At 37.3% G+C, this 22,444-nt stretch carries 16 protein-coding genes and 1 tRNA gene; 7 read left to right on the top strand and 10 right to left on the bottom strand.

The genetic code is table 11. The features are described 5' to 3' along the window. Complete coding sequence (locus DCS95_RS15800) at nucleotides 1-927, bottom strand: bifunctional riboflavin kinase/FAD synthetase (RefSeq protein ID WP_116771762.1); 927 nt, start codon at nucleotides 925-927, stop codon at nucleotides 1-3. A 53-nt stretch (nucleotides 928-980) separates the two neighbouring features. Here DCS95_RS15800 and DCS95_RS15795 point away from each other — a divergent pair, with 53 nt between their 5' ends. Both DCS95_RS15795 and DCS95_RS15790 read left to right on the top strand, forming a co-directional pair. Further along, complete coding sequence (locus DCS95_RS15795) at nucleotides 981-4,745, top strand: reprolysin-like metallopeptidase (protein ID WP_116771761.1); 3,765 nt, start codon at nucleotides 981-983, stop codon at nucleotides 4,743-4,745. Continuing rightward, nucleotides 4,742-5,428 (top strand): hypothetical protein, encoded by a 687-nt coding sequence (locus DCS95_RS15790; protein WP_116771760.1) that lies wholly within the window; start codon nucleotides 4,742-4,744, stop codon nucleotides 5,426-5,428. The genes DCS95_RS15795 and DCS95_RS15790 overlap by 4 nt, the downstream gene beginning before the upstream one ends. Here the strand turns inward: DCS95_RS15790 and pth are convergent. From pth to DCS95_RS15775, 3 genes are all read right to left on the bottom strand, one after another. Beyond that, entirely contained in the window at nucleotides 5,425-6,054 is a 630-nt protein-coding gene (gene pth, locus DCS95_RS15785) for an aminoacyl-tRNA hydrolase (RefSeq protein ID WP_116771759.1), read from the bottom strand. The two genes, DCS95_RS15790 and pth, sit on opposite strands and share 4 nt — an antisense overlap. A gap of 87 nt (nucleotides 6,055-6,141) precedes the next feature. Then, the gene (locus tag DCS95_RS15780; protein WP_116771758.1) at nucleotides 6,142-6,771 is read right to left on the bottom strand and encodes a 50S ribosomal protein L25/general stress protein Ctc; all 630 of its coding nucleotides are present in this window, start codon (nucleotides 6,769-6,771) and stop codon (nucleotides 6,142-6,144) included. A gap of 42 nt (nucleotides 6,772-6,813) precedes the next feature. Then, nucleotides 6,814-7,755, bottom strand: coding sequence for a ribose-phosphate pyrophosphokinase (locus DCS95_RS15775; RefSeq protein WP_116771973.1), 942 nt, complete (start codon nucleotides 7,753-7,755; stop codon nucleotides 6,814-6,816). 193 nt (nucleotides 7,756-7,948) lie between these two features. Between DCS95_RS15775 and DCS95_RS15770 the strand changes: the two genes are divergently transcribed. Next, nucleotides 7,949-8,028: transfer RNA gene (locus DCS95_RS15770), tRNA-Leu, on the top strand. A gap of 44 nt (nucleotides 8,029-8,072) precedes the next feature. On the opposite strand, the gene DCS95_RS15765 is transcribed toward DCS95_RS15770, so the two are convergent. From DCS95_RS15765 to DCS95_RS15755, 3 genes are all read right to left on the bottom strand, one after another. After that, complete coding sequence (locus tag DCS95_RS15765; RefSeq protein WP_116771757.1) at nucleotides 8,073-9,113, bottom strand: DNA cytosine methyltransferase; 1,041 nt, start codon at nucleotides 9,111-9,113, stop codon at nucleotides 8,073-8,075. Nucleotides 9,114-9,216: 103 nt separating this feature from the next. After that, entirely contained in the window at nucleotides 9,217-10,551 is a 1,335-nt protein-coding gene (locus DCS95_RS15760) for a phospholipase D-like domain-containing protein (RefSeq protein WP_116771756.1), read from the bottom strand. Nucleotides 10,552-10,560: 9 nt separating this feature from the next. Next, complete coding sequence (locus tag DCS95_RS15755) at nucleotides 10,561-11,442, bottom strand: hypothetical protein (protein WP_116771755.1); 882 nt, start codon at nucleotides 11,440-11,442, stop codon at nucleotides 10,561-10,563. A gap of 309 nt (nucleotides 11,443-11,751) precedes the next feature. Here DCS95_RS15755 and dinB point away from each other — a divergent pair, with 309 nt between their 5' ends. Continuing rightward, entirely contained in the window at nucleotides 11,752-12,966 is a 1,215-nt protein-coding gene (gene dinB, locus DCS95_RS15745) for a DNA polymerase IV (RefSeq protein ID WP_116771753.1), read from the top strand. A 486-nt stretch (nucleotides 12,967-13,452) separates the two neighbouring features. After that, nucleotides 13,453-16,482: a DNA polymerase III subunit alpha gene (locus DCS95_RS15740; RefSeq protein ID WP_116771752.1), complete on the top strand. Its 3,030-nt coding sequence runs from the start codon at nucleotides 13,453-13,455 to the stop codon at nucleotides 16,480-16,482. 368 nt (nucleotides 16,483-16,850) lie between these two features. On the opposite strand, the gene DCS95_RS15735 is transcribed toward DCS95_RS15740, so the two are convergent. Then, nucleotides 16,851-18,482, bottom strand: coding sequence for a carboxylesterase/lipase family protein (locus DCS95_RS15735; RefSeq protein ID WP_116771751.1), 1,632 nt, complete (start codon nucleotides 18,480-18,482; stop codon nucleotides 16,851-16,853). 196 nt (nucleotides 18,483-18,678) lie between these two features. Between DCS95_RS15735 and DCS95_RS15730 the strand changes: the two genes are divergently transcribed. Continuing rightward, the gene (locus DCS95_RS15730) at nucleotides 18,679-19,698 is read left to right on the top strand and encodes a nucleoside hydrolase (RefSeq protein WP_116771750.1); all 1,020 of its coding nucleotides are present in this window, start codon (nucleotides 18,679-18,681) and stop codon (nucleotides 19,696-19,698) included. 2 nt (nucleotides 19,699-19,700) lie between these two features. Here DCS95_RS15730 and DCS95_RS15725 read toward each other — a convergent pair whose 3' ends face one another. Beyond that, entirely contained in the window at nucleotides 19,701-20,669 is a 969-nt protein-coding gene (locus tag DCS95_RS15725; RefSeq protein WP_116771749.1) for a Gfo/Idh/MocA family protein, read from the bottom strand. 118 nt (nucleotides 20,670-20,787) lie between these two features. Here DCS95_RS15725 and DCS95_RS15720 point away from each other — a divergent pair, with 118 nt between their 5' ends. After that, nucleotides 20,788-21,669, top strand: coding sequence for a DUF808 domain-containing protein (locus DCS95_RS15720; protein WP_116771748.1), 882 nt, complete (start codon nucleotides 20,788-20,790; stop codon nucleotides 21,667-21,669). Nucleotides 21,670-21,801: 132 nt separating this feature from the next. On the opposite strand, the gene DCS95_RS20695 is transcribed toward DCS95_RS15720, so the two are convergent. Then, nucleotides 21,802-22,047, bottom strand: a complete 246-nt coding sequence (locus DCS95_RS20695; protein WP_116771747.1) for a GIY-YIG nuclease family protein — start codon at nucleotides 22,045-22,047, stop codon at nucleotides 21,802-21,804. Between the last annotated feature and the right edge of the window lie 397 nt (nucleotides 22,048-22,444).

Below are 22,444 nucleotides of genomic sequence, written 5' to 3'. Positions count from 1 at the left end.
TTATCTATTAATATAATGTAGAGATTTTACTTTGTCTTTGGCCAACTGCGTTTTCAAGGCATCAATCGATTCAAATTTATGTTCATCTCTTAAGCGAACCAAAATATTAACTTGAATTTTTAAGTTGTACAGATCTGCATCAAAATTGAAAAAGTTTACTTCTATAGATTTTTTGGTACCGTTGACTGTAGGGTTAAAACCAATGTTCATCATGCCGTATACCATATTGCCATTTATTACACTGTTAACTACATACGCACCGTTTTTAGGTATAAGTTTATAGTCCTCCGCAATAGAAAGGTTAGCCGTAGGATAACCAAGCTGCTTACCAATGCCTTTACCTTTAATAATGGCGCCCGTAAGCATATAGTCATACCCTAAATAGTTGTTCGCCGTTTCTATATCCCCATCTTCTAAGGCTTTTCTGATCTTAGTACTACTTACCGAAACATCATCTATTTCTTGTGCCGGTATTTCATCGACGGAAAAATCATAAGTATTGCCAAATGTTACCAGGTCGTTAATATTGGCAGTTCGGTTTCTGCCAAACCTGTGGTCATAACCAATAATTACTTTTTTGGTGTTCAAGGTGTTTACCAGAATGTCGCGAACGAACTCAGTTGCAGTAAGTCTCGAGAATTCTTTTGTGAAAGGGTGAATGATAAGTACATCTAAACCTAAACGTTCTAAAATATTTATTTTTTCCTCAATGGTATTCAATAATTTTATGTTGGCATCTTTCTGTAATACCATTCTTGGATGTGGAAAAAACGTTAGTACCGATGATTTAAGTTCGGTACTCTTGGCATGGTTTATGATTTTATTAAGTATTTTAAGGTGGCCTATATGTACCCCGTCAAAGGTGCCTATGGTCATAACCGTAGGGTGTTCTTCTTTGTATTTGGAAATGTTGCGGACTGTAATCACCTTATGATAGAAAATAAAAAGACTTATATTTGATTTTGGTTAAAAGTCCCTTAATGATTGCAAAATTACGCCTAGTTTTTACAATTACCATAGCATTTCTTTCCTTTTCCGGTGTGGCGCAATCCACTTATTGGAAAAATACGGAGTTGAACGGAACGGCGAAGCAATTTTCTACACAACGATTAAAAGTTAATAATAGTAAAGCTTTTAAGTTGGATCAAGAACAATTGTCAAAGGCTCTTAACGGCAGCAAAGATTCTAAAATTGTTTATTTTCCTGATGAAACAGGGGAGCTAATTCCTTTTGTTGTAGAAGATGCACATCTTTTTACTGAAGAACTTTCTTTAAAATATCCTTCTATAAAATCTTACAAAGGTATTGCACTACATGATGTTACCAAGCAAGTAAGGTTTAGTGTTTCCCCAAAGGGAATACAAAGTACCATGATGACTTCTGGTGAGAACGGCGCACTTTTTATGCAGAAATCTACCGATGATATTTATGTGTTGTACAGAAGAACGGAACAAGAGAAAAGTGACATTGATTTTGTCTGTAAGACGATACCGGAGGTTCTAGAATACTCTCAAAACCTGACAGCTAAATTAGTGGATGATCAAACGCTTAGAAAATTTAGGGTAGCTATTTCAGCTTCGGGTGAGTACACAGAATTTCATGGAGGAACAAAAGTAGATGCCCTTGCGGCAATAAATGCTACGTTAACAAGAATCAATGCGGTTTTTGAAAGGGATTTGGCAATAACGTTAGAATTGATCACAAATACCGATCTTGTTATTTATACCGACCCAGACACCGACCCATATACTGGAAGCTTAAGTTCTCAAGTTCAAAATACCTTGACTAGTGTTATTGGAGAGGCAAATTATGATATAGGGCATTTGTTCAATCAACAGGACAATACTTTAGATGGTAACTCGGGTTTTATTGGGGCCGTTTGTGTAAACGGTAGAAAGGGTAGTGGGTATACTACTTTATCCTCTCCGGTAGGTGATGCTTTTGATATTGATTTGGTCGCTCATGAAATGGGGCACCAGTTTGGGGCCAATCACTCTTTTTCACATACATCAGAAGGTACCACCGTACAAGTAGAACCTGCAAGTGGAACAACAATTATGGGCTATGCTGGTATTACGGGAAACAATAATGTGGCTAATAATAGCGATGATTATTTTCATTACGTAAGTATAGTACAGATAAGGGATTATCTAGAAACAATTTCATGTGGTGAAACCGTTGTGCTGACAAATAGCCCGCCAACATTATCTGCCCTGACCGATTACAGTATACCAAAGGGAACGCCTTTTGTGCTTACCGGCGAGGCTAACGATGTAGATGCTGGCGATGTTCTTAGTTACACTTGGGAGCAGATAGATAATGGAATTGTAACCCAAACTACATTTGGACCTACAAACCCTGCAGGGGCCAATTTCAGGTCTTTGCCCCCAACACTTGATCCAGAGCGTTATTTTCCCAATCTCACCCGCATTTTAGAAGGGGAACTTACAGAAACTTTACCTTCTGTTGGAGATGCTTGGGAAAGCGTTTCAAATGTGGGCAGAAATTTTAATTTTTCATTGACGGTAAGAGATAATGCCCTAAACGGCGGGCAATCTGTTTCCGACGAGATGACGGTATCGGTAAGTAATGAAGCGGGTCCGTTTTTGATTACTTCCCAAAATACGCAAGAAACCTTTGAGGCTGGTTCTGTACAAACTATTACCTGGGATGTTGCAAATACAGATGTAGCACCAATAAATGCCGAAACGGTTACCATTTTATTATCTACCGATAGTGGAATTACGTTTACTGATATTCTTGCAGAAAATACGACAAATGACGGTAGTCATAGTGTCATAATACCTAATATATCAACCAGTACCGGTAAAATTATGGTTAAGGCAGATGATAATATATTCTTCGCTGTCAATGATGCTGGTTTTTCCATTACGCCATCTGAAATAGTCATGAATTTTGATCAGGTGATATTTGATGTCTGTAAGCCAAACGATTTAGATGTGTCCTTTAATTATGAAACCAATTTAGGTTTCGACGAAGAAAGTACTTTTACGGTGGAAGATTTGCCTGCTGGTTTAACTGCTACATTTACACCTACAACTGCTGATGCTACCGATACCGAGGTGAGTATAACATTTGAAGGTATAGCTGGCTTAAACGTTGGGGAATATCCTGTAAAAGTAGTAGCAACATCTGCAACCGTTACAAAAGAAATTACACTGCAAGTTCGTGTGTTCGATGATGATTTTGAAGATGTTATTTTGCTAGCTCCCGCTGACGGATTTGAAAATGCGTCTACAGATGTTCTATTGGAATGGGGTACGGCGATTGGGAACACGCAGTATGAGATAGAAATAGCCAGTGACGCAACTTTTACAGATGTTGTCGAGTCTGTATCTGTCAACGGCAGTTCTTATACGCCAACTTTGCTCGATAATAATAGTACTTATTTTTGGCGTGTAAAACCTAAAAACGACTGTGGAGAAGGAGATTTTAGTGAGGTCTTCAGTTTTTCTACCGTTCAGTTCAATTGTACTACCAAAACTGCTTCTGATACACCTTTAGCCATATCGAGTAGTGGTACACCGGTAATTACCTCTACACTTATATTTTTGGAAGATTTACCTATTGCGGATATCAATGTACAGTTAGATATTGAACATACGTTTTTGGCAGATTTGGTGGTGAGTTTAACTTCGCCAGCAGGTACTACGGTTACCCTTGTCTCCAATTCTTGTGGAGATGCAAGTGATATAAACGCCATTTTTGATGATGATAGTCCAGCTTTTGACTGTGGTGTGAACCCTGGAATAGGCGGTTCGGTAAAACCCTTGGGAACATTAAGCTCGTTTAATGGTGAGTCGATACTTGGTGAATGGACTTTAGAAGTCAAAGATAATGCACCTTCTGATGGTGGTAGTTTGGTGTCTTTTGCCCTTGAAGTTTGTGTGGAAGGAGACTTTAGGCCAGATGCAGATAATGATGGTGTATTCGATGATGGTGATGACCTTTGTCTGAATACTCCAGAAGGACAAGAAGTTGATGCTTCCGGTTGTGCAATCTATCGTTTTCCACCAGAGAATTTTGTTATTACATTAGAAAGCGAAACGTGTAGCGATAATAATGATGGTTCACTGTCTATAGCCCCTAAACTAGCTTTGGATTATCAAGTTACCGTAACGGGGAATGACCTGAGTTTAACACAGAATTTTTCCAATGGCTTTAATTTGGCGAACTTAAGCTCTGGCACATATACTTTGTGTATTACCGGTTCTGACGGACTTGTAGTATACCAAGAGTATTGTGTTGATGTTCAAATTACAGAGCCAGGTCCATTGAATGTTACATCAAAAGTTGCCGATGATGGATCTTTGGTGACTTTAGACTTAGAAGGCGGTACTTTGTATACGGTAGAATTAAACGGTATAGCAATACAAACTGAGGATTCTGTGGTGCAGCTAGAACTGCAAAAAGGAATAAATACATTAAAAGTATATACTTCAATTGCATGTCAAGGCGTACACGATGAACAGATTGTCTTTTATGAGCGACCGATAGTATTTCCAAATCCGGTGAAAGATATGGTACAGGTTTATGTTGGTGCTGTTGAAGAAGAGGTTGTGGTGCGTGTTTTTAGTGTGGAAGGAAGATATATTTACAGTAAAACAATTTCACTGGTCGATGGTGTAATTCAAATGGATTTAAGCTCATTGACTGCGGGAATCTATTATTTAAAGTTTGATGGAAGAACAATTAATGGAACAACAAAAGTAATTAAGGAATGATACGGTTTTTACTTCTTTCTTTGTGCATACTTATGGCTTTTACGGGTTGTAAAAAGAAAAGTTCTGCAACGCCCCCAGAAGCGGTAAGTTTAGTTTTTCCTGAAGAGAACTCCGAATGTACAACGGGTGTTAGCTTAGGTAGTGAGACCAGTCAGGTAGAATTTATATGGAACTTAGCAGATCACACCGAAACCTATGAACTACGCGTAACCAATATTGCAACTGGTACTGTACAAACAATTGTATCTACTACAAATTCAGCAACATTGCCTTTAGCTAAAGGAGAGCAGTTTTCATGGTTGGTACGTTCGCGAAATAGTGAGGTAGAACAGACGGTATCTAGTGCTGAATGGTATTTTTATAATTCAGGATCGAGAACTACATTTGCTCCATTTCCGGCAACAATTGAGAGTCCCGCTTCTTCGGCTAATGTTTTTATGGACATCAATAATGAAGTAGAGCTAGTATGGTCGGCATCTGACCTAGATAATGATATAACTGGTTATGAAGTGTATTTCTCTGTAGAAACCCCTCCTATAGACCTTATACGTTCGCTTTCATCAGAAGTAACTAGTGTTAAGGTATCAGTCTCATCAGATACAGTATACTATTGGCGTATTATCGTAATTGATGAAGAAGGCAATAGGTCCGATACTGGTATTTACTCTTTTAAAGTGCTCTAAGAATTATTAAACTGATTCATGGTTCTGGCAATCCCTGCTAGGGCGAAAGAATTGATGATCTCAGTAGATTTTTTCAATCGTTCGGGGAGCAAGGCTTTTTCTTCATCGTTCCATTCCCCCAAAACGTATTCAACTTGTCTTCCTTTGCCAAAATCTGCGCCAACACCAAATCGGTAACGGTTATATTTAATAGTTTGTAGAAATAACTCTACATCCTTTAATCCGTTATGTCCGCCATTACTGCCCTTTGTTTTAACACGGATGGTTCCAAACGGTAAGTTAATGTCGTCGGTAATTACAAGTACATTGCTTTGCGGTATTTTTTCCTTGTCCATCCAATATTTTAATGCCTTGCCGCTCCTGTTCATATATGTGGAAGGTTTGAGACATATAATTGTTCTACCTTTTACTTTGTAAGAGCCAATGTCGCCCAATTTTGCTGTTTCAAAGGTGAAATCATTTGCTTTGGCTGCCTCATCCAATATTTTAAAACCAATATTATGTCGGGTTTCGGCGTATTCTTCTCCTATATTTCCAAGGCCAACGATTAAAAATTTTTTCATGGGGTCTGTTTCTGCGGTAATGATGCTCTGTTCGGTAAATAATGATTTAAAAAAACGGAACATTTATAGTATATAATTAAGGCGTAAAAATACAAAAGCATCCTGATACAAGTACCAGGATGCTTTTTAATGAATCTTAAACTTTTATGTTTATTCTTGAGCAGTATCTTCAGATGCACCTTCTGCACCTTCAGCTCCATCCTCATCTTCATCTTCATCATCTGTAACAACAGCCGTACGAGCAGTTTTAACCTGTACTACAACTTGGCTTTCTGGGTGTAAGATGGTGAACTCATCGTTTAATAAAGATGCTACCGAGATGTTCTGACCAATTTTCAATTTAGAAATATCGATATCAAAGAAATCTGGTAATTTGCTTGGTAAAGCTTTAATGGCAAGTTTACGTTTTCTGAACAATAAACGTCCACCGTTACGTACACCTGGTGAATTTCCTTGTAATCTTACAGGAATGTTCATGGTAACCATTTTATCATCGAATAATTGATAAAAATCAATATGGATGATAGCATCTGTTACAGGGTGAAATTGAATGTCCTGTAATACAGCGTTAACCGTTTCTTTGCCTTCCAATTCAATTGCAACCGTGTGTGCATTTGGAGTGTAAACCAAGTCTCTGAACGCTAGTTCATCTGCTGAAAAGTGTAATGGTTTTTCCCCTCCGTATACCACGCAAGGAACCTTTCCAGCATTACGTAGGGCCTTCGTTGCCTTTTTGCCCACGCTTTCTCTTTCTGATCCTTTAATTGTAATTGACTTCATTATATGTATTAAAAATTAATATTCTTGTTTTTGATTTCTAGGTTACATTAAAAACTTAGAAGATATTGAGTTGTTGTTATGCACTTTATCCATAACATCTGCAAATAATTCGGCGCAACTTAAAACCTTAACTTTGTCACTTTTCACCTCTGCCGGAATGGAATCTGTTATGATCAGCTCCGTAAGTTTTGAATTTTCTATTTTCTCGTATGCACCTCCAGATAATAGACCGTGAGTAGCAATGGCTCTTACGCTTAAAGCACCTCTTTCCATCATTAGATCAGCTGCTTTGGTCAATGTACCTGCAGTATCGACCATGTCATCTGCTAAAACTACATTTTTACCTTTTACGTCACCGATCAATTCCATGTGAGATATAACATTTGCCTTGGCCCTTTGTTTATAACAAACTACCACATCACAATCTAAGGCTTTTGAATAGGCATAAGCTCTCTTTGAACCACCCATATCTGGTGAAGCTATGGTAAGATTTTTTAGACCTAAATTTTTTAAATAGGGTAAAAACAATGTAGAAGCAAATAAATGATCTACAGGTTTTTCAAAGAAGCCTTGAATTTGGTCGGCATGTAAATCCATAGTGATAATTCTAGTGGCCCCTGCTGTTTCCAGCATTTTGGCAACTAGTTTAGCTGCTATAGGTACTCTAGGTTTATCTTTTCTGTCTTGTCTTGCCCAGCCAAAATATGGCATAACCGCTGTAATATGGCGCGCAGATGCTCTTTTCGCTGCATCGATCATCAACAACATTTCCATTAAATTTTCCGGACCAGGGTGTGTTGAGCCGATTAGGAATATTCTTGTTCCACGAATAGATTCTTCAAAAGAAGGTTGAAATTCACCGTCACTGTATCTAGAGAACAAAACATTACCTAATTCCATGCCATATGCTTTGGCAATTTTCTCCCCTAAGACTTTACTTTGGGTACAAGCAAATATTTTTGGTTGTGGAACTTGGTATGGCATATCTTTATTTATTGTTTTCCAAACAGTTACTTGGTTGTTCAGTTTAAATACCTTGTTTTTTAGAAGGTGCAAATTTAAGATTAATTTTGGTTGCTATTGCATAAATATTGATATTTTTAGTGGTGGATAGAAAATTATTATTTAATTTTGCAGTCCTATTTTGATAGCAAGCCAAATTTAGCTGGTAAAATATGCTCGAGTGGCGGAACTGGTAGACGCGCTGGATTCAAAATCCAGTTCTTCGGAGTGCGGGTTCGATTCCCGCCTCGAGTACTGATAAACCCTCTTAGTCGTTTGGTTAAGAGGGTTTTGTGTTTTTAAATAGATATTGAATTAGCTGTTTTTTCGGCTTGAGGTTCGGTATTTTCATTTGACTTTAATTGTTCCATAATACTTTGAGCCAAAATTTTTGCCAAATTAACAGGTACCGCATTACCGATCATCTTATAACCTGCAGCTACTTTTTTATAATGAAAAATAAAATCGTTAGGAAAAGTCTGTATTCTAGCACATTCTCTTACACTAAGCCTGCGGTAAAGTTGCTCTTTACCTGGAACAAAAATTCTAACATCCTTCTCGATCAATTTCATTTTTGGAGCCTGTGGGTGTATGGGCGCATGCCTGCCCCCAGCCTGTATGGTAAATGATTGTTCGTCCCAATTCCGTACTCGGTTTCTAGACATAAACATGGTAGAGAAACCACCGATCATGTATTCATGATTGGCAACTTTACATTTTGTGCCATTGGTGTTATTATATTCTAAAGCGGGTACCGCCTTGTTTTTTAAATCACCAATTGCCGTTTCAAGTGTTATTTTAGGAAAGGTTTCGGTTGGGAATTCATATTTGAAACCCAAATCTTTTCTTATCCCAATGAAGAAAACCCTTTTTCTGTCTTGTGGAACGTTATAGTCGGACGCATTTAGCATTTGAAATGAAAGGTCATAACCTACACCTGCATTTTTCAGCAGTTTTTTAATTCCATCAAGTGCAGTACTATGTTTGCCAATAAGCATACCGCTTACGTTTTCTGCCAAAAAGAACTTGGGTTGTTTTGCTTCCAGAATCCTGATGAAATCATAAAATAGTTGTCCTCGTTTATCTTTAATACCTCTTGCGGCACCAGCTGCACTCCAGCTCTGGCAAGGTGGCCCACCAATAATACCGTCACAATCGGGGACTTCATCCGCGGGGATATCTACAATACTTCTTTTATCAAAAATAGTATTGGGGTGATTCTTTTCATACGTCTCCCAAATATCCTTATCATACTCGTTTGCCCAAATAACATTGAATCCTGCCTGTTCAAAACCAAGGTCCAAACCACCTGCTCCAGCAAAAAAGGATACTACATTCATTCTTAAACTATTCTAATTGGTCATGTGTAAAAGAGTTATAAAATCTCATCACATGTAAACAAAAATACATTTTAGATTTTCAAATTGCTTTTAATTCGACAAACTATTTTACTTGTATTGTATTCTTCTTTCGTATAATATCCATGGCATTATTTTCAAATGCAGCTACCATTGCCGGGTCTTTGATAATAGCATGTATACCTACTTCACAGTGAATGCCCGTATAGCTAACATTCGACATGTTTTTAAATTTGTCAATTTTAACGTGATCAATATAAATGAATTGAGTGGGTGTGAAGTTGTAAGAACAAAAAATTAACATATGGTCTATAATAATATATTTTGAGTGAATATTGTTGTTAACGTAATACTCAATATTATCCGTTTGTTGCAGCTGACCATAAAATTTTTGAAAATTACGTGTGTTTACCGGCTTTCTAAATTTGGCATTTTTAAACTTATTTTCATTATTGGGTAATGGAGCAAATGTTTGTGATAAACAAGTAACACGAACACCATTGTTCGCCATTTTTAAAATCATGCCCAATATACCTTGTCTGATTTCATTTTTATCTATGGTAGAGTGATGGTTGGCATTGAAATCATAATTAAATGCTGCCAAATGTTGTGCACAAATGATAATTCTGTGCGTTGCCGATGCTATATGTTTTGATAGTTTTTTTTCTAAGTTATTCGCAGAGTTTTCATAAAAAGGAGCCGTAATATACATTGAACCACTGAATTTATACGCTACTTTTTCGAACATGTTGCAAGTAGTGTTCAATGAAGATTTGTACGCTTTAATAGGAATGGAATTTTCTATCAGATTCTTATAAAAAGCTTTGGCGGTTTCTTCATAGCCCGGCTCATTTTCAATGCAGATCATGGATTCATACTTTACCAAATCTCTTACGGCTAAATTAGATGAGCTCATTAAAACCAAATAACCGTTTTTCTTTTTTATGTAGGCAGATTTAATGTGTAGGGAATAGGGTAAGGTGCCTCTTGAGAATTTTTTAATATTCGCGCTACGAACATAAAGATGGGAGAATATATATAAATTGAAATTTTTGTGTGATGTTGATCGGTATGTTTCGCCAAAAATCTTTCTTGCTAAATTATATTTGGTAAAGCGTTCTTCGGTTTTTGTTTCAGTTTCAAGATTTTTTAAGGCTTTAGGGTTATTGTTGTCGTAACCCTCTAACGGTATAGTGATTACATTCACTTTAATGCCAATTGCAGCTACTTCTTTGAGATAGTTATATAAGTATTGGTTGTTGAATAAATACCATGAAATATTGATTTCCTCAATATTATTTTTATCCTTTTCAATGGTATTTATAAATTCTTGTAGTAATGAAGGAGAGCCACCTTGTTCATAAAAACTGAATGGATCTCTATAATTTTCAGGCTCATCAAAATAAGAATAGAAGGGCATATGCGGTGGTTATTTCACACTTATTAAAACCGCTTCACAACTTTGTAAATCTGAGTTAAGCACAATATTTTCTGATTTTTTTCCATCGGTTATTTCTACGGCAACTGTATTGGGTGGTGAGTCGCCTAGGTTATGGGCGTATAAAAATAAATCATTAGATTTATTTGGGTCCAACTTAATTTTGAACTCTTTTTTCCAATAGGTTAAGTAGTATTTTTTAACCACTTGTACGCCATTAAGGTAGATAGAAACGATATCGCCATCTTGCCTGCCGTGGTCCCATATTTTTACGATGATATGTTCAGAATCGAATTCAAATTCTTTTGTGTACGAAATTTTTCTTCCATCAAAACTATTTCGTGGTTCATTCTTTTTTTCGGTCTGTACTATAGCTGGTTGTTCTTGAGCAATTGATTCTTTTACCTTTGTTTTGGCTTTAGACTTTTTTCTCTTTTTTTTAGGGCTAACCGTATTTGCATTCGCTAATTGCTGTTTTTTCTTTCTTTCATCTGAAGCTGCATTGGTAATTGTAAAAAACGGAGTTACTCTTTTGGCAATATTAAATTTGTCATCGGGGAACAACTCTATGGCGACAACTTGGTACCTGTCGCCAGAACCAATATTTTTTGCTAACGCTATACCGTCTTCAAAACCATCGTTTTTAAAGGAGCCTAGTTCTTGTACGACCATTTCATTTCTTACTAAAAAGAACCGAATAGATTTACTCGTGTCTATTTTAACGGTATTCCATTCTAGGCTTATTTTATCCGGAATATTCCAGGTTGTATTTTCATTTGGGGAAATGATATTTATTGTAGAAGTCTCTTGCGTATGTGCAACAGTAAATGTTAATGACAGAACAAATAAAAATATAAAATGAAATTGGCGCATATGTACGTTCTTACCCTAAAGATAGTCTTATAGAACCAATTGTTCAAGACCTTTGTAATCTACAAGATATATGGCATTTAACGAAAAACTACATGAATTTAATATAAATGCTATTATCTTTTTTAATGGTTTGAAGCTTAAAACCATATCAACATGCATATTGCGTTTTATGGAGAGTGATTTTTACCAAGTTGTCACTACTATTCTAAAGTTCTTTAGATTTTATTTTTCAATGTTAAAAAATGGAAATAATCCTAATAATTGGAAATAATCCATAATTTAGCTATCCCGAATTTTTTAAGGATAGTTATGAGCAAAACCATTTTACATATCGATTTAGATACTTTTTATGTTTCTGTAGAACGATTAAATAATCGTGAGTTGCAGCATAAGCCTTTGTTGGTGGGTGGTACGGGAGATCGTGGAGTAGTAGCGGCGTGTAGTTATGAAACTCGCGGCTTTGGAGTGCATTCTGGTATGCCCATGAAAATGGCACGTGAACTTTGCCCCGATGCTTTTGTAATTCGTGGTAATGCGGGAGAGTATAGTAAGCATTCTGATGTGGTGACCGAAATCATAAAAGAGTACGTACCGGTATTCGAAAAATCGAGTATCGATGAGTTCTATGCAGACCTCACCGGTATGGACCGTTTTTTTGGCTGCTATCAATATGCATCAGAAATGCGAAAGAAAATTATTAGGGAAACGGGACTCCCTATTTCCTTTGGATTATCTGCTAATAAAGTAGTGTCGAAAGTAGCTACGAACGAGGCAAAACCAAACAATCAATTAAAAATAGATGAGGGGTTGGAGAAACCTTTTTTGGCACCGTTATCCATAAAAAAAATACCGATGGTGGGCGATAAGACTTACCAGACCTTACGGAACCTGGGCCTGCGGCAAGTACGTACCGTGCAAGAAATGCCCATGGAGGTAATGCAAAGGGTGTTGGGTGCTAATGGCGGAGTCATTTGGAAAAGAGCAAATGGCATTGATAACACCCCTGTGATTCCGTTTAACGAAAGAAAATCTATCTCTACAGAGCGAACATTTGACAAAGACACGATAGATGTCAATAGGCTGCGTGGTATTCTTATTGCCATGACCGAAAACCTAGCGTATCAATTACGAAGGGGCGAGAAGCTAACGGCATGTATTTCCGTAAAGATTCGATATTCAGATTTTAATACCTACTCAAAGCAGATGAGAATTTCGTATACGAGTGCCGATCACATTTTAATTCCTAAAATTTTAGACCTGTTCAAGAACTTATATAACCGTAGGCTATTGGTACGATTGATCGGTATACGCTTCAGTCACCTAGTATCGGGTAATTATCAAATTAACCTGTTCGATGACACCGAAGAAATTCTAAGCCTTTATAACGCTATGGACAACATTCGTAAACGCTACGGAGACAAAAGTGTGCTGCGGGCATCAGGCATGGGAGCAAAAACAATAGGAAGAATGCATAACCCTTTCAACGGATTACCGCCAGTGGTATTGGCGCATAGAAAAATCTAGTTGTTGGTTGTTGGTTGTTCGTTGTTGGTTGTTGGTTCATGGCTGTCTGTTGTTGAGGGGTTTTGAAACCCGTTCACTGAGCGTAGCCGAAGTGAAGTGTAAAGGGAAACTAGAAGTTAGAATATAGAGAAGAGAGAAAAGAGGGAGCGCATTGCGCAGCACTCTGAGCGCCTAGCGCAAAAACGTCTTCACGAGGAGGCACGACGAAGTGATCTGCTAATTTGGGGTGTTATCCCTAGTACCTATTTTCGGCAGATTGCTTCGGTGAAAATACCTCGCAAAGACGACACCCGTTCACTTAGCGTAACCGAAGTGAAATGCTGAGTAAAGTAAAGAATATAGAAAATAGAGAAGAAAGGGAGCGCATTGCGCAGCACGCTGAGCGCCACACGCAAAGCGCAAAAAAAGCACACTGCGCGTAGCGTCAAGCGAACAGCGCAAAAAATCGAACAACTAACAACTAACAACCAACAACGAACAACCAGAATGTACCTAAACTGCCACACATACTACAGCCTTCGCTACGGAACCTTTTCGGAACTGGAGCTCTTGCAACTGGCAAAAGACCATGGGGTAACGCAATTGGCATTGACCGATATCAATAACACATCCGCTTGTTTAAATTTTGTTCGTAAGGCGCCTGAATATGATGTAAAGCCTATTTTGGGAATCGATTTTAGAAATGGGGTAGAGCCCTGCTTTATAGGTATAGCCAAGAATAATGAGGGGTTTTTAGAACTCAATGATTTTCTGTCCCATCACATTCATCAAGAAAAGAAAATTCCAGAAATAGCTCCGCAGTTTAAACACGTGTTCATTATTTATCCGTTTGAGAAAGTGCTTCAGCATGAAAAGAAAATTTTTGCCGAACATGAATTTATTGGAGTTTCCGTCAACGAGCTAAAGCGACTCCGGTTTTCAAAATTATTGGAGCAGCGCGATAAAATTGTGCTATTGCAACCCGTTACTTTTCGGAATAAGCGCGATTTTAATGCACATCGGTTATTGCGTGCCATTGATAACAACACCTTGCTGAGTATGTTGTCGGTTACCGAACAAGCGGACGAAGATGAAAAAATGTATGCCGTACCCAATTTGGCGGCGCATTTCTCTGAGCACAGTTTTATTTTAGAGAACACACAAATATTAATGGATGCCTGTTCTATCTATTTTGATTTTTCCGCAGAAAGAAAAACACAGAATTTAAGCAGATACTTAGAGACCGAAGAAGACGATGAGGCATTGCTTGAAAACTTGTGTCAAGAAGGTTTGCCTAAGCGGTATCCAGAAATTAACCAGGCTGTTTTAGACCGCTTGGAAAAAGAGCTCTATCTCATTAAAAAAATGAATTTTGTCTCTTATTTTCTTATCAATTGGGATATTATTTCCTATGCCCGAAAGCAAAAATTCTTTTATGTAGGTCGTGGTAGCGGAGCCAATAGTATTGTGGCATACTTGCTTTTTATTACCGATGTAGACCCTATGGAACTCGACTTGTATTTTGAGCGTTTTATTAATCTGTATCGTGTAAATCCCCCCGATTTTGATATAGATTTTTCGCATCGCGACAGACCTGTGATGACGGAGTATATATTTAATAGATTCGATAATGTGGCGCTCTTGGGTACCTACGTTACGTTTCAATCTAGAGGTGTAATTCGAGAATTGGGTAAGGTATTTGGGCTACCAAAAGATGAAATAGATGTGTTGTGCGATGGTAATATTCAGGCGAGCAGATTAGACAATATATCTGCTTTGGTATTGAAATACACCCAGCTGCTACACGGCATGCCCAATTATTTGAGTATACATGCCGGGGGGATTTTAATTACCGAAAAACCTATTCACTGGTTTTCTGCGACCAATATGCCCCCAAAAGGATTTCCCACCACACAGTTTGATATGGTCATCGCCGAAGATGTCGGTATTTTTAAGTTCGATATTCTTGCCCAACGCGGACTCTCCAAAATAAAAGAAACGCTTGATATTTTAGAACGCGACCGCCCAGAAGAATTTGCTAAGTTCGATATTCATGATATTAAGGCATTCAAAAACGACCCCAAAATCAATAACATGGTAAAAACGGCACAATGCATGGGTTGTTTTTATGTAGAATCTCCCGCTATGCGTATGCTGTTGAAAAAGCTAGAGGTAGATACCTATTTGGGTTTGGTAGCGGCAAGTTCCATTATTCGCCCGGGAGTGTCTAAAAGCGGAATGATGCGCGAGTATATTCTTCGCCACCGTAATAAGGGCAGGGCAGCCGAGATGGCGCACCCGGTAATGCTTGAAATTATGCCAGAGACGTACGGAGTAATGGTGTACCAAGAAGATGTGATAAAAGTAGCCCACCATTTTGCCGATTTAGATCTGGGCGAAGCCGATGTGTTACGACGTGGTATGAGCGGTAAGTTCCGTTCACGGGAAGAGTTTCAGAAAGTGCAGGATACCTTTATGGATAATTGTCGTAAAAAAGGCTATACCGAAAAACTTATTAATGAAGTGTGGGACCAAGTGGCAAGTTTTGCCGGCTACGCTTTTGCCAAAGGTCACTCGGCATCGTATGCGGTAGAAAGTTATCAAAGTTTGTTTTTACGGGCGTACTATCCGTTGGAATATATGGTGGCGGTGCTCAATAACGGTGGCGGATTTTATAAGCCCGAGTTTTATGTGCATGAAGCCCGTATGTTAGGCGCAACCATACATCCGCCTTGCGTAAATAGAAGTAATGCGGCAAATAAAATTTATGGTAAAGATTTGTATTTAGGGTTGGGGTATCTGCGAGAACTAGAAGAACGGGTCATGGAGCGTATTTTAAAAGAACGTTTTCTTAATGGTGAATTTAATTCGTTGGAAGATTTTCTGGATAGATTGATTATCTCAATAGAACAAGTAAGTATTTTAATACGCATTGATGCCTTTAGGTTTACCAACACCAATAAGCATGAATTGCTCTGGAAAGCACATTTGTTATTGAACAAGACCAAAAAAATAGACCACCCCAAATTGTTTGTGCCACGACAGCAACATTTTGAGATTCCGTCATTATACAGTACAAATTTAGAAGTAGCCTTTACGCAATTAGAGTTGTTGGGCTTTAGTTTATGTAGTCCGTTTGAACTTTTGGCAGAAGCACCATTAAATAATTCTGGGAGTAAAGATTTAGAGCGGTATTTAAATAGAAATATCGATATCTATGGATATTTAATTACGGTAAAGCGAACCAGAACACATAAAGGAAAAGCAATGTTCTTTGCTACGTTGTTAGACCAACAAGGGCAAGTTTTTGATACCGTGTTATTCCCGCCCGTTGCTAAAAAATATATGTTTAGGGGTAGGGGAGTTTATCGGTTTTATGGAAAGGTAGTCAGTGAATTTGGCTTTTTGAGTATTGAGGTCATAAAAATGCAAAAGCAAGACTTTATACAAGACCCAAGATATGCCGATATGAAAACTAGTGCCAAAGTTTTTGATCAAAAGAAAACTGGTGAAGAGAAAATAGAAGTTAGAGAATAGAAAAGAGATAAAGAGCTATTTTGCAATGCGCCACGCGCTCAGGGCAAACAGCGTCTAGTGTGATGCGACCGGCGTAGGGCGTCAAGCGCTAAGCGAAAAAACCAACAACCAATTTAGAAAGCCTCTAAAACGTAACCGAATATCCAATATAGAATTAGGAAAACGAATACGGTTCCTATACATCCACATTTTCCACCTCCAATTTTCTTTGCGCCATACCAAGCGCCAATAATTTGAATTAATTTTTTCATAGGAGCAATTTACGTGTTTTGGAGGTCACTTTTACAACAAAAAGTAACTCAAAAAAGAATTGGTTCTGGCATAACTTGTAACGAAAGCCAAAACCAATATATCTATTAAAATGGATATTAATTGTTCTTGTAAGCTTTGTCTAAAAACTCATAACGCTCATCATTTTGGGCTTTTATCAGTTTGCTTTCCGTATCAATGACCATAACAGCGGGGTTTTTGTCGTTTGGCTTTGCCGCTTCCCAATTTGGTAGACCTTCACCGTTTGGGTTTCCGGTTTTAATAAAATTAGCAAAATAGGTCATCATATCTTTAGATACCTTAAAATCATCCGCTGTCCAGGCATAATCCTTTACCAAATGTAAGTTGCCCATGCAGTATTCGATTTCACAAGCGTGCGGAGCACCAACAGCTACTGGAGCAGGAGGTGTGTCTGAGCCTTTTGCTACAGTGCCACCGGCTAAACCAGATGCTAAAGTATTATCAACTAAAGGTGGTCTCAATTTGCTGTATAAATATCTGTAAACGGGTTGGTCACTATTTTTTCTATGTAAATCGAACCATTTCCAAGTACTATAAGAGATAAATCTATCAGATGCTAAAGCAGTAGCAGATAATTCAATTTCTTTTTCAGAACTATGAGGGTACAGTTCTAACACCTCTTTATATTCTTTTGGGTACGCTTCTTTTATTTTGTTTACATAGTTTTCATTTGTATAAGGACCTTGTGTAAAAGCCATACCTGGTATCTCGGCAGAATTCCACCCTAATAATAATGGGACCATAGCCTGTTCTTTGTTTTCAAAGATTTCAGGAAGTGTTTTAGGTAGAAAATAACCGTCTAGAACAGTAGGGAAACCAAATCTTTTTGACTCATTATATATTTCGTATACTTCTCTTGTACTTAATTTTCGTAATTCGGCAATAGATGGGTAACCGGCATTTTTAGCAAATTCCTCACCCATATTTTCTGCATCTTTCAATGAAATAGGCGACATAGTAGGGTTGATGCCAGCACCACTTTCACCTATAGCTCCTGCAATTAAATCTTTAGATAAAGGCGACGCCATTTGTTGACTTGTACCAATAGAACCAGCCGATTCGCCTGCAATAGTTATTTTATTAGGGTCGCCACCAAAAGCGGTAATATTTTTATTAACCCATTTTAACGCTGCATTTTGGTCTAGTAGGCCGTAGTTTCCCGAAGCTTTATAAGAGGCTTCAGTACTTAATTCTGGGTGAGCTAGAAAACCAAAAATATTAAGTCTATAGTTGGTCGTTACTACCACAATGCCTTCTTTGGCCATACTTTCTCCATCATAACGAGGCTCAGAGGCATCGCCCGCAACATTCCCACCGCCATAGAAATATACAAGAACGGGTAAGTCTTGGGTATTTCGGTCTGCGGGCGTCCAAACATTTAAATACAGACAGTCTTCGCTAACTCCGTTTGATCTCGATTTCATATCGCCGAACACCATAGTTTGCATAGGGCGTGGACCAAAGGCTTTGGTCTCTTTAATTCCGCTCCAGTGTTCTATAGGTTGTGGTGCCTTCCATCTAAGTTCACCTATTGGTGGTTTGGCAAACGGAATGCCGAAGTAACGTTGAATTCCGGTGTGAGTGTCGTAATTACCTTCGATGATTCCGTTTTCAATAGCTACTTGAACAGGAAATGAATTGGTTTCTTGTGCATTTGTAAAATTAAAGGTCAACAAAAGGCTGAATAGGATAATTTTAAGATTTCTCATGATGATTAAATGTATTATTGTCTCATTTTGTAACAATAATACATTTATTTTTTAATTATATGATAATCTAACCATTAAAATTTAGTATTATTGATAAAATTCAGTATCAGATATTGATGATTTAAGCAATTGAAATAATTGTTAGTATTATAAAATTAATTGTAGTTGATACGTATTTCATAAATAAATAAAGCTTATGCGATCTATATATTTAATTCTGTTTCTTGTTATTTCTTCATTTGGTTTTTCTCAACAAGCCCGATTAGAAGAGCTGAACTCTTTAGTGAAGCCTAGAATGCGAGTAATAATAGATAATGATTTGGGAGGTGATCCTGACGGACTCTTTCAATTAGCACATCACTTAATGTCACCATCCGTAGAAATAAGAGGGATAATCGCTTCCCATTTATATGAACAAGGTTTTGGCGGACCTGGAACTTCAGAATACGCAAAAGAACAGGCGATGAAAGTCATTAATATTTTGGGGCTCGAAAATTCTGTTGATGTATATATAGATAAAAGCCAAAGTATGGTTGATGTTACAAAACCTATAGATAGCGAAGCGGTCCAAGTAATCATTAAAGAAGCAATGCGTACCGATACAGATTTGCCTTTGTATGTTGCGTGTGGTGGAGGTTTAACTAACATCGCAAGTGCTTACTTGCTTGAACCTGAAATTGCAGAAAAATTAACCTTGGTTTGGATCGGTGGTCCAGAATATGCAGATATCGCAATTCCGCCACCTGGGTATACAACTTTAGAATATAATTTAGGAATCGATATTAAAGCTGCACAGGTAATTTTTAATAATTCGAATATTAATTTGTGGCAAGTACCAAGGAACGTGTATCGGCAACCTATAATGTCAGATGCCGAACTATTGATAAAAGTTAAAGGTAAAGGTAAGCTTGGTAATCATTTATTTAATGTGATGAAAGAGGCTTATACGAAATTGGATAAATGGAATATTCCTATGGGAGAGGTTTATATATATGGCGATAACCCATTAGTGCTTCTGACCGCTCTTCAGTCGTCATTTGAGCCAGACCCATCATCGAGTACCTATGTTATAAAACAAGCTCCACTTATAAATGAAGAGGGTTTGTATAAAGTCAATTTAAAGGGGCGAAACATTCGAGTGTATCAACAGCTTGATAATCGCTTGTTGTTTGACGATTTCTTTGCGAAGTTGGCGTTGTTGGCGGTTAAAAAATAAGGTTATCGTCTACTTAAACGTTCTAAAATATCAATAACCAAAAGTCCTTCTCCAGCAGAGCATGGATTTTTTTTATTTCCTAGAAAGTAATCAACAGTAGCTTTGATCATAGGTTCTTGTACATGTTTAGGATTATTGAATTCAAATACTCTTTCATCTAATTTGGAAATAAGGTAAACTTTCGTGCCAAAAAAAGAAAATTTAATGCAGCCGTTTGTTCCAAATATTGTGCACTCATCTTTTTGGTTTATTTCAGCGGCATTAAATTGCCAAAAACCTCGAAATTGAACACCATTTGTAAATGAAATAATGCCGTTAACCATTTCATTTACCTTATTATAGGTTGGCTTGGTAAGGCTATGTAGTTTGTCAATAGGTCCGAAAAAATGGAGCATCAAATCTATATGATGAGGTGCTAGGTCATAAAAATAGCCTCCGCCAGATATTTCCGGTTGTACTCTCCAATTATCTTTCTTATCTGAAATAAACAGCTCTTTTTTAGATTGTAGAACTTGTAAATCAACGTGGAGTACCTCGCCAATAGAATTATTCTCCAATAATTCTTTAACCTTTAAGAAAGCTGGTAATTTACGTCGGTAATGTGCCATGGTTAATTTGCCGGTGCTATTTACTAATGCTTTACAAATTTGATTAGCTTCATTTGGGTTCAGTGCCATTGGTTTTTCTAAGTAAACATGTTTGCCTGCCTTTAATGCTTGCAAAGTATACATAAGATGAGAAGAGGGTGGAGTAGCAATATATACTGCATGTATTTTAGGATTACTTAATATATCATCTGCGTTGGAAGTCCAAAGCGGTACGTTGTGACGTTCAGCAAAATCTTTGGCCTTGGCTTCATTTCTACGCATGACCATTAGTAAATTGGAATTAGCAACTTTTTGAAAAGCAGGACCACTTTTTACCTCGGCAACATCTCCACAACCAATAATTCCCCAATTAATTTCCTTCATTTAAATCTTATTTCTATTGGGTAATAAAGTTACAAATTAGAGATGGGTTATCTTTTTTATGAATATAATTCTAAATAATGAATTTGTTGAATTATTTTTGGTCGTAAAATAAGGATAAATGGCTTCAGGATTTTTTGCAGTTTTAGATGATGTTGCAGCATTGTTAGATGATGTAGCGGCAATGAGTAAAATAGCTACTAAGAAGACGGCAGGTATTCTTGGTGATGATTTGGCGGTTAACGCCGAAAAAGCATCAGGATTCGTCTCTCAAAGGGAATTACCTGTGCTTTGGGCCATTACAAAAGGTTCGTTGCTCAATAAAATTATAATTCTACCCATAGCATTTTTATTAAGTGCTTTTTTGCCTTGGGCGGTTACGCTTATTTTAATATTAGGTGGAATTTACCTTGCCTTTGAAGGTGCGGAGAAAATTTACGAATTCTTTGTTCCTCACAATCATACCCATGTTTCTGCCGATGCTGAACCTATGACAAAAGATGAAATTTTAGCCTTGGAAAAAACAAAGGTAAAATCTGCTATCGTAACCGATTTTATTCTTTCTATTGAAATTGTGATCATAGCATTAGGTACTGTTATTGAAGAGCCCTTAGCTACTCAAATAGCCGTTGTTTCTGTGGTTGCTTTGCTAGCTACGGTTGGGGTATACGGTATTGTGGCGTTAATTGTTAGAATGGATGAATTTGGTACTAGGTTGATCAACTTTAATGAAGAGACAAATACTATTTCAGATAAAATAGGGCAATTTTTTGTAAGTGCACTTCCGAAGGTAATTAAAGCACTTTCGGTTATTGGCACTATAGCATTGCTTTTAGTTTCTGGAGGTATTTTTGTTCATAATATTGATTTCTTACATCATATATTGCCCAATGTGCCAAGTATTATAGTAGAGTTTTTAACCGGTCTTGTGGTTGGTTTTATTGCCTTATTGATTTTTAACGGAGTTAAACTGTTATTTGAAAAAATAAATCTGAATATCTAAATAAAATTTTTTATAAACGCAAAAAGCTCTCAAGAAATTGAGAGCTTTTGCGGTCTGGATCTCGGCTTGTCCGAGACAAGCAAGAACTCGAACCCGCGACCCTCTCGGCTGAGCCGAGACTGGTATTCTAAGCTATTTTATAAGATTCGTTTTTTGATTGAAAAGCCAAAGCAAATATTGCCTATGTTGTCTTTTCAGCATCTTCTCTTTTATAAGTGCTTCTTTTTTAGAATCTAATTCTTCTGCATAAACGAGTTTCCAGGGTCCTTTGTTTTTGGTGTATGTTGTTTTGCCTTTATTATGTTGTTCCAATCTGAGTATGTAGTCTGTAGAATATCCTTGTAATAGACATCGTGTGAAGGAGAGTAGATAATATATACGTAATGGTGAATCATAAAACTAGTAAACTCTTTAAACGAAAAAAGCTCTCAATTTCTTGAGAGCTTTTGCGGTCTGGACGGGACTCGAACCTTGCTTGGCGAGCCCTGTCGCTGTGGCACTTCTGCCAAATATTTTTATCTATGTTGACGATTTGTGAACTAATTCTCGTGAGTTGTAGTTCAATTTGATTCGTCTGATGCAAAAATAATAATTCTTTTCAATTAACAACATTTATTACCAATAAATATTAAACTAATATATTACCAATGAATTGAAAATAAAAATTTAACTAAGGGGGTTTATTATCATACAATATGACCGCAATTTAAACTCGTAAAATACTTCCATCAAAAGACTACGGCATAAAGCCAACGTCTCTTCCATCGCTTATTTA

The sequence above is a fragment of the Maribacter litoralis genome (assembly GCF_003075045.1).
Lineage (GTDB): Bacteria > Bacteroidota > Bacteroidia > Flavobacteriales > Flavobacteriaceae > Maribacter > Maribacter litoralis.
Note: the sequence above shows the minus strand (reverse complement) of the source record. Positions and strands in the feature narration are given on the sequence as shown.

Coding starts and splice junctions, on each gene's coding strand:
- DCS95_RS15790 (WP_116771760.1), top strand. CDS start 4,742: ATGATACGGTTTTTACTTCTTTCTTTGTGCATACTTATGGCTTTTACG.
- DCS95_RS15795 (WP_116771761.1), top strand. CDS start 981: ATGATTGCAAAATTACGCCTAGTTTTTACAATTACCATAGCATTTCTT.
- dinB (WP_116771753.1), top strand. CDS start 11,752: ATGAGCAAAACCATTTTACATATCGATTTAGATACTTTTTATGTTTCT.
- pth (WP_116771759.1), bottom strand. CDS start 6,054: ATGTTCCGTTTTTTTAAATCATTATTTACCGAACAGAGCATCATTACC.
- DCS95_RS15720 (WP_116771748.1), top strand. CDS start 20,788: ATGGCTTCAGGATTTTTTGCAGTTTTAGATGATGTTGCAGCATTGTTA.
- DCS95_RS15730 (WP_116771750.1), top strand. CDS start 18,679: ATGCGATCTATATATTTAATTCTGTTTCTTGTTATTTCTTCATTTGGT.
- DCS95_RS15775 (WP_116771973.1), bottom strand. CDS start 7,755: ATGCCATACCAAGTTCCACAACCAAAAATATTTGCTTGTACCCAAAGT.
- DCS95_RS15735 (WP_116771751.1), bottom strand. CDS start 18,482: ATGAGAAATCTTAAAATTATCCTATTCAGCCTTTTGTTGACCTTTAAT.
- DCS95_RS15780 (WP_116771758.1), bottom strand. CDS start 6,771: ATGAAGTCAATTACAATTAAAGGATCAGAAAGAGAAAGCGTGGGCAAA.
- DCS95_RS15755 (WP_116771755.1), bottom strand. CDS start 11,442: ATGCGCCAATTTCATTTTATATTTTTATTTGTTCTGTCATTAACATTT.
- DCS95_RS15740 (WP_116771752.1), top strand. CDS start 13,453: ATGTACCTAAACTGCCACACATACTACAGCCTTCGCTACGGAACCTTT.
- DCS95_RS15725 (WP_116771749.1), bottom strand. CDS start 20,669: ATGAAGGAAATTAATTGGGGAATTATTGGTTGTGGAGATGTTGCCGAG.
- DCS95_RS15765 (WP_116771757.1), bottom strand. CDS start 9,113: ATGAATGTAGTATCCTTTTTTGCTGGAGCAGGTGGTTTGGACCTTGGT.
- DCS95_RS15760 (WP_116771756.1), bottom strand. CDS start 10,551: ATGCCCTTCTATTCTTATTTTGATGAGCCTGAAAATTATAGAGATCCA.